The 14103-nt window shown below is 54.6% G+C and carries 15 protein-coding genes; 5 read left to right on the top strand and 10 right to left on the bottom strand.

Going from position 1 to position 14103, the window contains the following annotated elements:
- Positions 1–94: 94 nt before the first annotated feature.
- The 7 genes from AC5FXY_RS09480 to AC5FXY_RS09510 form a co-directional block, all read right to left on the bottom strand.
- Positions 95–670, bottom strand: a complete 576-nt coding sequence (locus AC5FXY_RS09480; protein WP_493556423.1) for a hypothetical protein — start codon at positions 668–670, stop codon at positions 95–97.
- Positions 671–882: 212 nt separating this feature from the next.
- Positions 883–1248: a hypothetical protein gene (locus tag AC5FXY_RS09485; protein WP_493556424.1), complete on the bottom strand. Its 366-nt coding sequence runs from the start codon at positions 1246–1248 to the stop codon at positions 883–885.
- Between the two features lie 209 nt (positions 1249–1457).
- Positions 1458–1916 (bottom strand): hypothetical protein, encoded by a 459-nt coding sequence (locus AC5FXY_RS09490; RefSeq protein WP_493556425.1) that lies wholly within the window; start codon positions 1914–1916, stop codon positions 1458–1460.
- A gap of 153 nt (positions 1917–2069) precedes the next feature.
- Positions 2070–2549 carry a hypothetical protein gene (locus tag AC5FXY_RS09495; RefSeq protein ID WP_493556426.1) on the bottom strand — a complete coding sequence of 160 codons (480 nt, stop codon included), beginning with the start codon at positions 2547–2549 and terminating at the stop codon, positions 2070–2072.
- Between the two features lie 169 nt (positions 2550–2718).
- A complete protein-coding gene (locus tag AC5FXY_RS09500) occupies positions 2719–3204 on the bottom strand; it encodes a hypothetical protein (protein WP_493556427.1) in 486 nt (161 codons plus the stop codon).
- Positions 3205–3339: 135 nt separating this feature from the next.
- Complete coding sequence (locus AC5FXY_RS09505) at positions 3340–4425, bottom strand: tyrosine-type recombinase/integrase (RefSeq protein ID WP_493556428.1); 1086 nt, start codon at positions 4423–4425, stop codon at positions 3340–3342.
- A complete protein-coding gene (locus AC5FXY_RS09510; protein WP_493556429.1) occupies positions 4422–4781 on the bottom strand; it encodes a single-stranded DNA-binding protein in 360 nt (119 codons plus the stop codon). The genes AC5FXY_RS09505 and AC5FXY_RS09510 overlap by 4 nt, the downstream gene beginning before the upstream one ends.
- Positions 4782–4969: 188 nt before the next feature.
- Here AC5FXY_RS09510 and AC5FXY_RS09515 point away from each other — a divergent pair, with 188 nt between their 5' ends.
- Positions 4970–6172 (top strand): acetate/propionate family kinase, encoded by a 1203-nt coding sequence (locus tag AC5FXY_RS09515; protein WP_493556430.1) that lies wholly within the window; start codon positions 4970–4972, stop codon positions 6170–6172.
- Positions 6173–6342: 170 nt separating this feature from the next.
- Here the strand turns inward: AC5FXY_RS09515 and AC5FXY_RS09520 are convergent, their stop codons facing one another.
- Positions 6343–7818, bottom strand: coding sequence for a M48 family metalloprotease (locus AC5FXY_RS09520; protein WP_493556431.1), 1476 nt, complete (start codon positions 7816–7818; stop codon positions 6343–6345).
- Between the two features lie 382 nt (positions 7819–8200).
- Here AC5FXY_RS09520 and AC5FXY_RS09525 point away from each other — a divergent pair, with 382 nt between their 5' ends.
- Positions 8201–9127, top strand: coding sequence for an SMP-30/gluconolactonase/LRE family protein (locus AC5FXY_RS09525; RefSeq protein WP_493556432.1), 927 nt, complete (start codon positions 8201–8203; stop codon positions 9125–9127).
- 351 nt (positions 9128–9478) lie between these two features.
- The gene (locus tag AC5FXY_RS09530; protein ID WP_493556433.1) at positions 9479–9931 is read left to right on the top strand and encodes a carboxypeptidase-like regulatory domain-containing protein; all 453 of its coding nucleotides are present in this window, start codon (positions 9479–9481) and stop codon (positions 9929–9931) included.
- 300 nt (positions 9932–10231) lie between these two features.
- Here AC5FXY_RS09530 and AC5FXY_RS09535 read toward each other — a convergent pair whose 3' ends face one another.
- Complete coding sequence (locus AC5FXY_RS09535) at positions 10232–10663, bottom strand: hypothetical protein (protein ID WP_493556434.1); 432 nt, start codon at positions 10661–10663, stop codon at positions 10232–10234.
- A 366-nt stretch (positions 10664–11029) separates the two neighbouring features.
- Here AC5FXY_RS09535 and AC5FXY_RS09540 point away from each other — a divergent pair, with 366 nt between their 5' ends.
- Positions 11030–11659: a helix-turn-helix transcriptional regulator gene (locus tag AC5FXY_RS09540; protein WP_493556435.1), complete on the top strand. Its 630-nt coding sequence runs from the start codon at positions 11030–11032 to the stop codon at positions 11657–11659.
- Between the two features lie 328 nt (positions 11660–11987).
- Positions 11988–12995 (top strand): hypothetical protein, encoded by a 1008-nt coding sequence (locus AC5FXY_RS09545; protein ID WP_493556436.1) that lies wholly within the window; start codon positions 11988–11990, stop codon positions 12993–12995.
- Between the two features lie 88 nt (positions 12996–13083).
- Here AC5FXY_RS09545 and AC5FXY_RS09550 read toward each other — a convergent pair whose 3' ends face one another.
- Positions 13084–14064 carry an HNH endonuclease gene (locus AC5FXY_RS09550; protein WP_493556437.1) on the bottom strand — a complete coding sequence of 327 codons (981 nt, stop codon included), beginning with the start codon at positions 14062–14064 and terminating at the stop codon, positions 13084–13086.
- Positions 14065–14103: the final 39 nt, after the last annotated feature.

Raw genomic sequence — 14103 nt, forward strand, 5'->3', positions numbered from 1 at the left:
TCTGTGTTACGTCAGCTTGATTTATTAATTTAAGTTGAATAGAATTACCATCGCTCAACACTTATTCTTCAGCCGCTATTGCAGAAATACCATGTTAGCGGTTCGGCTTTCTTCGTCCAATCGTTTTGTGCCGCCAAACGGCAATAACATTTGCATCCGCATGATGTTCCTCTGGATTATTCTCAAGAAGGCGTTTTTTGATGTCGAAGGCTTTCTCATAATCGTCTATTAAGCCATACTGATTTAGGTCAGAAGGCAAAAAAGTTTCGTCAAAACCGCCACAATTCGTTAAAGCACTAATGCTATAATCCTTATCTAATAAGTCGTAACCTACAAATTCAAATTTATCAAGTGTTATATTCTTACAATCTTCTGTCGGTTCAATAACAACGGCTAAAAGATTAAACCTGTCTGCTTGCTTTGTTTTTTTCAGCACATAGTCAAGTGTTGTAAAAAATCCCGTTTCATATTCTTCATCGGTGACTATGTAATTCCAATCATCTGCATTGTCACGGTCTGGTTCAACTAAGACTTCGTTTAGCATACCATCAAGAGACACGAGTTCTGTCAAATGGCTTAACCTACTAAATTCAATGTATTTCTGCCAAGACATTCCGTCTTCGTCATAGTCCTTGTCGTATGCTCCCCTTGCAGTGTAATAAAATGTCATTGTTTAAGTGATGACTGTCTCTAAGCTGACCGCTAACGATTCGGGGCTTTGCGTTCGTGTGGGCAATAGCGAACAGTCAGCCCTGATAAAGATATAAAGCCAAATTGAAAAACAAATCTTCAGCCCATGTTCGTCTGCCCACATGACGCAAAACCCATGTTACCTGCAGGCGGTTGCAAAAAGGATTGTTGAAGTCAAATTGGTAAGGTGGTTTACTCGTCAACAATGTATGTAGGATAAAAATCGAAGGTTTTGAAAATCTCTTCTAAGTTCAGTTCACTATTCTTTGGCAAGTTGACTGTCGCAATACCGCCAAAATCTACCTGCCAAAATCCTCCGCATTTTATTATTTCATCTCCTAAAAGCCCGTATTCAGATGGGGTGAATTGAGAAGTCAAGAAAAAGCGTTTTGTGAGATAGTCGGAGTCTTTAACAATTCTAATAATTTCATGCTTGCCTTCATTATTGATGCGCGTCTCAAATTCAGTCCCCAATGTTAGACGGCAGTTGAAGAGTTCATTCTCCGCTGCCCGAAAGATGTTCTCAGAAACTTTATCAACATATATTGTCGTAGACATTTTTTATCTCTTATCGTAAATCTCTATTTGAATTGGGTCGTCTGGCATAGTAGAGTGTCAAGTAGCTTGCAGGTAACGTTTTGCAGATTTGCGGTGGGCGGGCTTTTCAGCACAAATGTTCATTCGAAGCACAAATTTTCGGTTACCACATAACTGTCCGCGGAGCACGCCCCCCCCGCCTATTGCAAATGTGCTGTTATAGGCAGATTTTATTTCTTGCTCCATTCGTCCCAATAGTTTTTACATATAATGTCGAGCTGGTCAATGGTCAATTCGTTTTTATTCTGGTCAAAAACTTTTATTGTCTGACAACAAATTGTCAAGTTTCCTCCACAATAGTCGAAGTCTGTGTCGTGTTGGTTGCAAGTAACAACAACAGCATCATCTTTTATGTCGGCAGAAAGAATTTCAAGTTCTGCTTTAAAGATGTCAGCAAAGTCCGTCTTAATAATAGCTGGAAGGTCAACAGGATTTGTCCAAGGGTCAAGTTCTAATTTGTCAACGTCGAATAGCTCAAGGTAAAACTTGTCAAATGACTTGTCTATCCGTTCCGCCAAATACTCACAATCAACAGTCAAAGTCAGCAAGTCTTTGTCACCAGTCCATGCAGAAATTGTTCCGTCATGAAGGATTGAAAAAATGTCTCTTATGTCGTCTGTTGCGGTCATTCTAAATTTGCCTATAACGTAGAACAGCTTTGTGAAGGCAGGGAATTGATGTTCTGTCGCTTCATTCACTTGCTGTTGTTTAATAAAGATAATGAGTTGAAAACATATTCGTCAGCCCTGCTTTTCCAAAGCTGCTGTTATGGGTAGGCTTTCTTACTTCCACTTCCACCTGTCTTTAATCGTTAGTTCAACTACATCATTATCAATGTCACACCACCCACCATAATTATTTTGGAATAAAAGTTTGTGTCCTTCTGTTTTGAATTCAACTCCTGCATATTTTCCCTGTTTAATAATAAAGTCCGACCCTTTTATTTCTGGCAAAATGTATTCAGCTATTCTAATGTCCTGTAATTTCTCACCAATAAATGAACTTAGTTCGTCGTCTTTTTTTAGGTCGTTAAGTGTGTGTTCACCAAATCCAAGTCCGTAATCATCTTCTATTTGTTCGTCACTTGTCATTCTTACGTCAACAGAGGAACCGTCATTTGTAGCTGTTATGATGAGTTTTTCAAGCTGGTTGTCAAATGTGAAAATTATTGCATAAGGCGAATAAAATTCATATTCAACGTCAGAGTCAAGTCGTTGAATATTTGCAATCTTCTTTCCTACTAAATTGTCAAATACGGTCATTGTCTTCAAGCTTACCCATAACGGAGAACAGATTTCTGAAGCCAAGGTATTCATTGTTCTTCAGCCTCACTTCTGTTCTCTTGATGAATAAAGTTATGTCGTTTGGCTATTGTTCGTCAGCCTTGGTTTCAGAAATCTGATGTTGTGCGCATCACGGCTTCTTGTCTGTCTACAATTTATAAAACACTCCGTCAAGTTTGGCTTTCTCAATTCGAACCACTTTTGATGACTTAATAGTTTGTAAGCCTTTCCTTAGTTGTTCTGTTTCAATGCCGAAAAGAATCGACTGTTCGTCAACATCCAATATTTCTACGTCATAAATACGAAGGGTTAATCCCTTACAATTCAAGGATTCAAGAAACTGGTCATGATAGCTGCCGTGGTCTACGTATATCTTTCGCCTTTCTGCTACGGTTACCAACGCAGTGTCTATGCTGATGAACCCTGTATCTTTTCTGCCTACGTAAGAACGAATGTGTCGAGTGGTTGAGGGTTTTGAATCAATCTGTGGAGTTTTTAAGTCAATCCGCACTATTCGCCCGATGTGACGTTTGTTTAGCGTGTCTACTGGAATATAGCCTATGTTCCAGCCTCCTTGAGCAGAAGAAGACAGGACAGAGGCAATAATCAGAATTAAATAAATTAGTCTTAGCATGATTGAAACAGTTGCGCACAACATTCCTATTGCCGAAACTGGCAAAAGCGGTTTAGTTTCGGTTATATCTACTTAGTCCGCAGACGAGTTTCGGTTATATGTTCCCCGGTGGTACTATAACCGAAGTCAGGAGCCTCACAGGCCCAAGCTGTCGAGAGGAGAGGCCGGGCGGTTGCGTTGGGCGACATGGGTGTAAATTTCGGTGGTTTTAATGCTGGCGTGACCCAACAGATCCTGAATAACGCGAATATCCGTGCCTGCTTCCAGAAGGTGCGTAGCATAGGAGTGGCGCAACATATGCAGCGTAACGGGGCGGCGGATGCCCGCCCGTACGGCAGCTTGCTTTATTACCAGTTGTAGGCTTCGCTCGCTGTACGGCTCGCCCGGCTGCTGCCCCTCAAACAGAAACGTAACGGGCCGAAACAGGCGGTACTGCTCACGCAATAAATGTAGTAAAGTATCGGGCAGGGGCAAGTCACGGTCTTTCTTACCCTTGCCGCCCCGCACGTACAGCGCCATTCGCCTGCTGTCAACATCGGCGGGCGTCAGGGCCAGCACCTCGCTCAGGCGCAGGCCCAGGCCGTAGGCCAGCATGAGCATGGCCCGGTGTTTCAGGTTGTCGGTGCCGGCCAGCAGGGCGCGTACCTCTTCTTTAGCCAGCACTTTCGGGTTGGTCAGAGGCTGCTTGGGGCGGGGCACGGCGTAGTATTGCCGAGGCTGTCCCTCCACTTGCTCGTAGTAAAACTTGATGGCGTTGATGAGCAGGTTCTGGTAAGTTTCAGAGATGCCAGCCGCCACGCGCAAGGCCATGTAATCGAGTACATCCTGCCGGCTTAGCGCCAGCGGCAAGCGCGGCGCATGGTAGGCCATAAACTGCTGGAAGGCCGTGCGGTAGTTTTTGAGAGTGGCCGGGCTGTACCGTTTCAACGCAATATGCTGGCAATAGCGCGCCAGCAGCACATCGTGCGGAGCAGGTGGGAGCGGCTCCGTGGCCAGAGCGGGCACGGCCGGTGCATGCAGCGGCACACCTAGGCGCTGGCAGGCTAGGCGCAGGGGCTCCACGGCCTCGGGCGTAGCCGGCAGTACGTAGCCCTTTGCCGTAGCGGCGTAGTGCACCCCGGCAGCCAGCAGGGCGTGGCGGACGGCGGCATCGGAGTACGGAAAAAAGACCAAGAACTCGCGGCGGCAGTCGCGCAGCCGCAGTGATACGGCGGCTTTCATAGGGCGAGCGGCGACGCCTCGCCGGTTTTTTTGTCGAGCATGATGATATGCTCGCCCACGATTTCCGTGACGTAGCGGCGGGTGCCGTCTTGGTCGTCGTAGTGGCGGGTTTTGAGCTTGCCTTCCACATACACCAGGCTACCCTTGCGCAAGTAGGCTTGCGCCAGCTCGGCCAAGCTGCGCCAGAGCACGACGCTGTGCCAGTCGGTGTACGTCTGGAGCTGGCCGCTTTTATCGCGGAAGCTTTCGGAGGTGGCCAGGGAGAACTTGGCTACGGCCACGTTGCCGTCGAGCACCTGTACCTCGGGGTCTTTGCCCAAGTTGCCGATGAGGGTTACTTTGTTAAGTCCGCGCATAGGGCTGAAACATAGCAAATACGCAGAGTTCAGCCACCCGGTGGCGAGGCTGCGTACAGAATTATTTACGTTACACCCGATCTTTCATCCTCCAAACTCACAAACTACTCCCAAGCCGCCAGGCTCTCTCGCATGTTGCGCATGAAGCACGGCAAGGGAGCCAAGGGGGGGGTGAGACTTCACCGCCTATGAACATCTTCGTCGTCAACTCCGGCTCCTCGTCCATCAAGTACCAGCTATTCCGCTTGCCCGCCGAGCAGCCGTTGTGCAGCGGCCTGGTGGAGCGCATCGGGCTGGAGCAGCCGCGCATCACGCATAAAGTATTTACCAGCGGCCAGCCGGAGGTAATTGAGCGCATGCCCGAAAACCTGCCCGACCACCGCGCCGGCCTGCAAGCCGTGCTACAGCTGCTCACCGACGCTGAGGTGGGCGTGATTCAGGACCCAGGCGAAGTGGAGGCCGTGGGGCACCGCGTGGTGCACGGCGGCGAAACGTTTGCGGCCACTACCATCATCACCCGAGAGGTGAAGGACGAAATCAAGCGGCTGTTTTCGCTGGCGCCGCTGCACAACCCGGCCAACTACCTCGGCATCGGGGTAGCCGAGCAGATCTTTCCGCGGGCCCGGCAGGTGGCCGTATTCGATACGGCCTTTCACCAGACTTTGCCCGAGCACGCCTTCCGCTACGCTTTGCCCGAGGGCCTGTACACCGAGCAAGGCATTCGGGTGTACGGCTTTCACGGCACCAGCCACAAGTACGTGGCCGCGCAGGCCGCCGCTTACTTGAGCAACGCCGAGGCGCGGCTCATCACCATTCATCTCGGCAACGGCAGCAGCATGGCCGCCGTGCGCGCCGGCCAGTCCGTGGATACCACCATGGGCTTCGGCCCCTTGAGCGGCCTAGTGATGGGCACCCGTTCAGGCGACGTGGACCCCTCCATCATCTTCCACCTCCTGAATCAGCTGGGTTACTCGGCCGATCAGGTGAGCACCGTGCTCAACAAGCAAAGCGGCATGCTGGGCCTTACCGGCTACAGCGACATGCGCGACATCGGCCGCGCCCTGGAAGCCGGCGATGAGCGGGCCCGCCTCGCCTACGAGCTGTACGCCTACCGCATCAAGAAGTACATCGGGGCGTACGCCGCCGCACTTGGCGGACTGGATGCGCTGGTGTTCACAGCCGGCGTGGGCGAAAACGACAGCCGCGTGCGGGCACTGGCCTGCCAGGGCCTGGAGTTTTTGGGCATCGAGCTCGACGCGGGCCGGAACGAACAGCGCAGTGGACAGCTACGCGAAATCAACACGGCCGCGTCGCGGGTGAAAGTGCTGGTGGTGCCTACCAACGAGGAGCTGGAAATAGCCCAGCAGTGCTATCAGTTGCTGACGCAGTAGCACGGAAATCCGTTGGCTACGCTGCCCTTCGGTTCCGCGACGAGCCGTAGGCGAAAGGAAGATTCTGCGCTAAAAGACCGGTCCTGCTGAGCTTGCCGAAGCATCTCTACCGCTTCGCCTGCGCTCAACAGGACCGGTCTGTAAGTGTCAATACCTAACGCCGAGTAGCGCTACCGCTCCACCACCTTGATAAGCGAACCGGAAGGCAGCTGCTCGTTGAGCTGCATGCCGTTCAGGATGGCCATTTCCTCTAGCCGCGCTTCCGGCACGCCATTGGTGCGCAGGGCCTGGCTCAAGGTGCTGCGCAGCTTCAGCGCTTTGATGCGCACGCGCTCGGGCTGGCGGTTAATCTTTTCGGGGTCGGTGAGCTGGCGAAAGGCCTGCATGGAGGCGGTGAAGGCCGGCTGGTAAGTGGGAAAGTCTTGCGCCGTGCTGGCCCCGAGCAAGGCGTAGTTGTTGTCGCCGTACCGAATGAGGTAGGTGAGCGTGCGCGTGGCCACTTGTGCTTGTTGCTGCTGGGGTGCGCCTTGCTGCTGCTGGGCTACCTGGTCGGCCACGATGGCGAGGGCCGGCAGCCCGTTGACGGTGGTATTGCGCGATTCTACCGGCTGCAGTTGGTAGCGCTGCATTAGTTGCTGGGCAGCGGCTTCCAGCGTCGGGCCCTGCACCAGCGTCAGCACCATCAGGGCCTTGCCGTCTTTGGGCGCCATTTGCACCTGCTGAGGTGAGTTCTGGTGTTGCCAGCCGGTAGGTATCGGAAACTGAAACTTCAGCTCGGGGTGGTAGAAGGTGCTGTTTTCGACGAAGCCTTGCTTGGGGTCCTCGCCGTACACGATGCCCTCTATCAGCTTGAGGTAGCTGTCGCGCTCTACTTTGTAGGTGCTGCCGGGCGTTTTCTGCTGCCATTCGGCGGCTAGCTGCTGCACGGTAGTGTAGCGGTCGGCGGGGTTGGGGTGGGTAGAGAGGAAATCGGGCAAGGCCTCCGAACCACCTTTCGCCTGCTCGCGCTGGAGCGTCTGGAAGAAATCGGCCATGTGACGAGCGTCGTAACCGATTTTGGTGGAATACTCCACGCCCAACCGGTCGGATTCGCGCTCATCGTCGCGCCCAAACTTCAAAAACAGCAGCCCCAGCCCCTGCGAGGCTTGCTCGGCGTACTGCCCGAAGCGCGGCGAAGCAATGACGGCCCCGATCAACCCAACCTGCGCCAAGGTGGCCTTGGTTTGCTGCTGAGCTGAGTGGCGCGCCGTCACGTGGCCGATTTCGTGGCCGAGCACGCCCGCAAACTGCGCTTCGTTATTGAAGTGCGCCATGATGCCGCGCGTGAGGTACACGTAGCCTCCCGGCACGGCAAAGGCATTGATGACCGGCGAATCCACCACCTTGAACTCGTAGGCCAGGTTGGGCCGGTGCGACACGGCCGCCATCTGCTTGCCTTTTTCCTGCACGAAACGCTGCAGCGCGGCATTGTCGTAAAGCCCGTACTGCGCCACGATCTGCGGATCAGCCTCTTTGCCCATGGCCGCCTCCTGCCCTTCCGATACCAGGCTGACTTCGCGCTGGCCGGTGACAGGGTTGGTAGAGCAGGAGGCTGAAAGCAGCAGCGCCGCGCCGTAGCCCAGTAGAAAACGTCGTGGTGTGTACATCGCGCCGAGGGGTTGAAGTGCCTATTCTTTTAGAAGTAGAACCGAGGTTGAGCTTGTAGCAACGGCAATATCGAGGCTTGGTTGCGGCCGCCAGCACCCGTTCCCTGCCTTCGCTTGCGCGGATGCACGTAGTAGCTCGCAGGCTTCTCGGCAGGCGCCAGTGCAAGCAACGTGTAGCACCGCATCATGGCAGGCATGGGCTACGCTGGTTGGTCCATCGACCGAATTCTTGGGCAACAACGTCTGCACTGTGGCGCAGCCCTTCTGCCCCTACTTAGGTAATTCTTCGCTTGTCCCCGTACCGGCTGCTGGCATCCATATCGGCTTCACGCTCGTTCTTCGCTATACAACACTCTTTACCATTTACCCCAACTGACGCCTCATGAACAGCCGCCCTTATCTCTACACTGGTCTAGGTTGCACACTGCTAGCACTAGTCGGCGCATTTGCTGTGGTACGGGCGCGGGCTGTGCAGGGCACAAGCCCGGTGGTGGCGGGCCCCGTTAAGCCCAAGCTGCTGGCCCGCCAATTCAAGTTCACCGAAGGACCCGCCGTGGATAAGGCCGGTAATGTGTTCTTCACCGATCAGCCCAATAACTCGATCTGGAAATACAGCACCGATGGCAAGCTGTCGGTTTTTCTGACCCCGGCCGGCCGCTCTAATGGTATGTACTTTAACCGGCAAGGCCACCTACTCACCTGCGCCGACGAGCACAACCAGCTCTGGTCCATCAGTCCCACGGGCCAGGTAACGGTGCTGCTGAAAGAAGTGCAGGGCCGCCGCCTGAACGGCCCCAACGACCTGTGGGTGCATCCCCAGACCGGTGGCATCTATTTTACCGACCCTTATTACCAGCGCGACTACTGGACGCGCACCACGCCTGACATTGAAGGGCAGCACGTTTACTACCTGGCACCCAATCAGGCCCAACCCACAGCTGTAGACACGCAGCTGCAAAAACCCAACGGCATCATTGGCACGCCCGACGGCCGCCTACTGTATGTAGCCGACATCGAAGCCGATAAAACCTACCGCTACCACATCGGAACTGACGGCCGTCTAAACGACCGACAGCTGTTTGTGGAACAGGGCTCCGACGGTATGACCATAGATCAGCAGGGCAACGTGTACCTCACCGGCAAAGGCGTAACCGTGTACAACGCGGCTGGCCGGCGCATCGAACACATCGACATACCGGAGGAATGGACAGCCAACGTCTGTTTTGGCGGTGCCGACCGCCGCACCTTATTTATTACTGCTTCCGAAGCCGTGTACACTCTCCCCATGCGGGTAAGCGGCGTGCGGTAACGCTCATTAGTACCAGCTCATCTGCTGTAAAAAACCTTCTAATTATTGCACAAATCCTTTTGCAAAGCACTGTTTTTGTTGTTGCACTAATTCTACAATAACATTTCATACGCACACAATATATTATTTATAAAGCACTGATTACTTGTATTTAATCCACCATATAACAACACAACTGCTGAACAAGATTTGTTATTCTGCCGCAAAATCACTCTATTCACAAGAATGCTTATTTTTGCACACAAGCTCAGCTAATCGACCAAGCTCCGCTTTTATTTGTTAATCAATCCCTGGCTGCCTGGCTCCCCTTACAGCCTGCCTGCGTTCTTCCCGCCGAATCCCCAATACTCTATGACTTCGTTCCCGACCTTATTGCTTGGCTTTGGCCTCTTGCTCACGCCGCTAGCAGCTCTTGCTCAAGGGCGTGCTCAGGACAGTACTGCCGTTGGTCGCAACACCAACTCTGCACCTGCGCAAGCCGATACCCCAGCCGTGCTGGACTGCCTGATTCTCACCGGCCGAGTCACCGATGCCTTTAACTCTCCGCTACGCGGAGCCACGGTTCTGCTCGTCGGCACCAACAACGCGTATAGCACCAACGCGGAAGGCAACTACATACTGACGACCAAGACGGCGTTGCCCCGCAATACCCTGTTGCAGATTAGTGCCGCGGGTTACTCCACCGTCGAGCTGCCGCTGGCCAACTGCACCCCTCTTGATATTTCATTGAGCTTGCTGCCCGGTACGCGCCTCAAATCCGACGGCCGCATCAAAAAGACTACGAACACCGGCAAAATCCGCTAGCGGCAGAACGTTGGCGGCCTAAGTCAGTGGGCGAAGCGCTTGTTGGTAACTCAAGCCAGGCGCTGTGACTGCTGCGAGCAGCGCATGTGCAAGCACCGCCGGACTGATATTTCATACATTACCCCTTGGCTGCTTATCCCCGAAAGCTTGGACATACAGCCTGCTGATCCGCGCCAAAGCGTGGATTTGCGCAGCAATTCTTGTGGTTCACCCGCGCGCCTTGGAGCACCGACCGCAATTGTTCCGTAGCCTTCTTAGTGCTTAATCAGCTGCTGCACGCCGCTCTGGACGTCGCTGCCATTATAGTGCTACTACCAAGCTCTTGCACTCAGCCAGCCAGCGCATGGCTGTATTCTCTTCGATGAAGCGCTGCACCTGATAAGGCCGAGTTTCAAAGTAGGTTAGAGGCGGCACCGTGTTATCGGCTTCAATCTCCAGCAGGTGCGTGGGCGTAAACAGATACGCCAGAAACGTGCCCTCTCCGAGCCGCATGGCCAATTGTGGGAAATACTCATCCATCATCCATTGGGAGTCGCTGACGTGCGAGCAAGTACGCCGCCGCCCATCTACCAGCCATATCCGGCACTGGTGCTCAGCAGCCGCGTCGAGCATTGCGAAATAGCCAGCCCGAAGCTCATCAGTACTGATTTGGCGCATCCAGCGGCCCACCAATACGCCCAAGTCGGCTCGATAAACGATTTGTAAATATTCCAGAGTAGTCCAGGGTTGCATAGGGTAGTGCCTTGGGCACGCACATATTGAAAGGCACGCATTACGGCTACGTGGCACTACCAATTTGGTTTAGCCCAGCTCCTCCATTAGCAGCTTTTAAAGCTCATCAGTTTGTTTTTAGATCAACAATTCTGAGTTCAGTGCTGCACGGAACGCTCCCCGAACTGCTGTGACGGCAGTAACTCCCTCCTTTTCAGATCATTTTATTATTATTCCCATAAAATTATATTGATAACAAACTATATAAAACCCATATTCACGCCAATTACTCGCCCTTAGCTGCAAACCCGGCCTGCGGCTTATTACCTACACCTATTGTTTCACCTCTTTCCATTTACGCATGATCAAATTACTACCCCTACTGCTATGTCGTCAACCACTAGCGCCGTCCTTGTGGCCGCGCCTCCCAGCCTATACCGCCAGGGCTTACTAGCTACCCTACACGAGGCCTGGCCTCATTTAAGCCTCACCGTTACTGCCGACTCGTTTCAGCTCGCAGCGCTGCTGCGCCAGCAGCCCTATGCGCTGATCGTACTCGACGGTACCTGCGTCAACCTGCCTCAGCTTTTGGCGCAGCTACATGCTATCCGCAGTCAGCAGCCCGTGCTGGTCCTTATCAGCCAGCGCCTCCCTGCCGCCATCCGGCAGGAGCTACTAAGCAGCGGCCTCAATCTGCTGCTACCGCGCCACACCACCCCGCATGACGTGGTGACCACCATCGGGCCGTGGCTGCGGGGCGACACCGGCGGCGCCCTAGCTCCTGCGGTAGCGCCTCTGCCCCGTCACCACGCTCCGCCCACGCCCTTCAGCCGCCGCGAGCTGGAGGTGCTGCGCCTCGTAGTGGACGATTGCTGCAATCAGGAAATAGCTGACCGCCTGTTTCTGAGCGTGCGCACTGTGGAAAGCCACCGCCGGGCCCTGCTGCAGAAAGCTGGTGCCAAGACGCTGGTGGGACTGGTGGTGCAGGCCGTGCGGGAGGGGTGGGTGACGGCGTAAAGTTCAGTGCTGGTACGGAAGAGAAGCCATTAGTAGGTGCGCAGCTTTGTCCGGGGTTCTAGTCGAGCCACCAAAACCAACCACGCCGCCACCCTCCTTCGCCAGCTGGCGAAACCGGCAGCTTCGCGCCGCTACCAGCGTCGGCAATCCGACCTACCGCCAGTGCGAGGACTTTAAGACCTCAAAGAGCGCCCCGTTGGCTCCGCTACGACATCAGGCTCTTAACTCGGCAGGATGGCCTGGTAGCTGTTGCAAAGTAGCTGCCGGGCCATCCTGCCATACTGCTCCTATTTCATTCCCTTTCTATTTTTCTTCTCTTTTATCACACATGAAAAAACGCCTACGACAATACACCTCCTGGCAACTCCTACTAGGAGTGCTGCTGTTTTATTTCGCCCAAACTGCTGATGCCCAACGTTTCGTTGGATACAGCAGCCAAGTGCAGCAAGCCGGAGCAGCAAACGCAAGTGGCCGCAAAGTTGAAGCGGCACAGAACGTTAATAAGGCTTTGTTTCCCTCAGGCAGCAGCACCCAAAAAGCGGAACTGTACACCAGAAAAACCAAATTCCGCTGGAATGCCTCCTTACTCGCCGACGGTGACTTCAGTAAATCCATTGCTGCCAAAGAAGGCGACGCTCCCAAAACGGGCTCATTAGGGGCCAGCTTCACACGCATCAGCCATTGGCAGCGTGGAACCGACGTTGCCGACACCGTGAACATCCCCGAATGGCAGGGCAACTTCGTCGTCTCACTCGGCTCGCAGGGTGATACGCTCATGATAGAGCCGAACGCCGCGGGCGGCGGCCGTGCCACCAACCAAGGCAGCTTTGGCCAATCCCTACTCCTGCCCGGTAGCAACGCCCGTTCTACCAAGTCGTTTACCGGCTCGTTGTTGTGGCGGCCGCACATACTCTCCCCAACCGCTTCTCTGCAAGGCCTCGGCTACAACGCCTACCTCAACATCACCCAAATCAGCTGGGGGTATCAGGATCGGGTGGCCGATGTACGTCTCGCGGCCATGTCTTTCGGATTCCTGTACACCGTATTCGATATTCCGGCGAAAAATGAAAGCAACTCCCTAAAACTGGAGCTGCTGGCCAACTACTCCTTACGCCACCTCTCCGGCGACGTACGCGAGGAAAAGGAGATATTGAATCAGTCCTTAGGCTCCCGGCGCTATTGGTACAGCGGCGTCGAACCGGGCTTGGTCTTTACCGTCAACTCCCTCCGCGTTTCGGCTCTCTTCCCCTTTTACCAAGGCGACATCAAAGGTTTTTCCAACGGCCAGTTTGTTGCCAGTCTCGGCTTCAGCACCGCTCTCAGTTTAACTCGGTGAGACCTCTCATGCTGCAAAAAGCCCCGGCTGCTCAAACAGCCGGGGCTTTTTGCATATTACCCCACATCCTTTCAGCCCCCTTGCCCATTTAAGGCCGATGCTCCGCCAACGAATTGCCTCGTTGCGCTCGGAAATTTTCCTGCCCTGGCCACCAGGCTCGTTGTTGCGGCAGGCGCAGTTGCTGACCTTCAAACTGTCGCACGCCGTAAGCCTCGCCGGCCAACTCGCCGAAGCCCCCGGTCACGCGCACGCGGTAGTTCTCGTCCACCCAAAACAGCTTTCTGTCGAAGGCGCGGTGCAGTGTGGGCGTGAGGGCCAGACCATTGGGCAAGGTATCGTCTTGGCTCACGGCCCAAGGAATGATGTGGCAGGCGTCGAGCAAGGGGGCCACGGCGCCGCGGGTACTCAGCAGCTTCAGTCCCGACACGGCGCAGGTGTGGTCGTAGGCTTCCAGAACCACACGCTTGAACACGCCGCTGCGCACGGCCACGTCCAGCTCGTCGGTGGCAGCCAGATGTCGACGGTACGCGGGGGCGGGCTCCTCCAGCATCTGTTGCCGGATGACCTGCACGGCCGCGGTGCCAGCGCTGGGCTGGTAACGGTAGCGCGTTTGTGGGAAGTAGCGCCGCAGCAGGGCCTGGCGCAGCTCCTCGCGGGCGGCGGGTGCCTGCAGCAGCGCCCACAGCTCGGCATCGAGGGTAGCGTACTCCACGGTGTCGCGCAGGCTGCGGAAGCTGCGCACCGAGCGAGTGGCCGTCAGCAGCACCTCCAGCCCCGGGAAGGTGCGCAGGTGCCAGAACCCGTCGCCGGTGAGGTGGTAGAAGGGCAGGAAAAAATCGTTGGCTCGAAACAGGCCCGAGGTGCTTAGGTCGCGGCAAAGGCTGCGGAAAGCGGCTAGCAGTTCCGGGGTGATGTATATGCGGTTGTCGAGAATCTGGCCGGTCTCTATACCGTCGAGCACGGCTAGGAGTAATGCTGGCTTGTAGGGCGCTTCGCCGTGCTGGCGGCTGCGGGCGACACGCAGCTTCTGAAAGCGGTTTTGGTAAAAAGAAAGAGCGGATGGAGCCACTGTGTTTGTAATAGGGACAGGCAGCTAAGTTAGAAGCTA

Source organism: Hymenobacter sp. FMD4, assembly GCF_058932745.1.

Coding starts and splice junctions, on each gene's coding strand:
- AC5FXY_RS09480 (WP_493556423.1), bottom strand. CDS start 670: ATGACATTTTATTACACTGCAAGGGGAGCATACGACAAGGACTATGAC.
- AC5FXY_RS09485 (WP_493556424.1), bottom strand. CDS start 1,248: ATGTCTACGACAATATATGTTGATAAAGTTTCTGAGAACATCTTTCGG.
- AC5FXY_RS09490 (WP_493556425.1), bottom strand. CDS start 1,916: ATGACCGCAACAGACGACATAAGAGACATTTTTTCAATCCTTCATGAC.
- AC5FXY_RS09495 (WP_493556426.1), bottom strand. CDS start 2,549: ATGACCGTATTTGACAATTTAGTAGGAAAGAAGATTGCAAATATTCAA.
- AC5FXY_RS09500 (WP_493556427.1), bottom strand. CDS start 3,204: ATGCTAAGACTAATTTATTTAATTCTGATTATTGCCTCTGTCCTGTCT.
- AC5FXY_RS09505 (WP_493556428.1), bottom strand. CDS start 4,425: ATGAAAGCCGCCGTATCACTGCGGCTGCGCGACTGCCGCCGCGAGTTC.
- AC5FXY_RS09510 (WP_493556429.1), bottom strand. CDS start 4,781: ATGCGCGGACTTAACAAAGTAACCCTCATCGGCAACTTGGGCAAAGAC.
- AC5FXY_RS09515 (WP_493556430.1), top strand. CDS start 4,970: ATGAACATCTTCGTCGTCAACTCCGGCTCCTCGTCCATCAAGTACCAG.
- AC5FXY_RS09520 (WP_493556431.1), bottom strand. CDS start 7,818: ATGTACACACCACGACGTTTTCTACTGGGCTACGGCGCGGCGCTGCTG.
- AC5FXY_RS09525 (WP_493556432.1), top strand. CDS start 8,201: ATGAACAGCCGCCCTTATCTCTACACTGGTCTAGGTTGCACACTGCTA.
- AC5FXY_RS09530 (WP_493556433.1), top strand. CDS start 9,479: ATGACTTCGTTCCCGACCTTATTGCTTGGCTTTGGCCTCTTGCTCACG.
- AC5FXY_RS09535 (WP_493556434.1), bottom strand. CDS start 10,663: ATGCAACCCTGGACTACTCTGGAATATTTACAAATCGTTTATCGAGCC.
- AC5FXY_RS09540 (WP_493556435.1), top strand. CDS start 11,030: ATGTCGTCAACCACTAGCGCCGTCCTTGTGGCCGCGCCTCCCAGCCTA.
- AC5FXY_RS09545 (WP_493556436.1), top strand. CDS start 11,988: ATGAAAAAACGCCTACGACAATACACCTCCTGGCAACTCCTACTAGGA.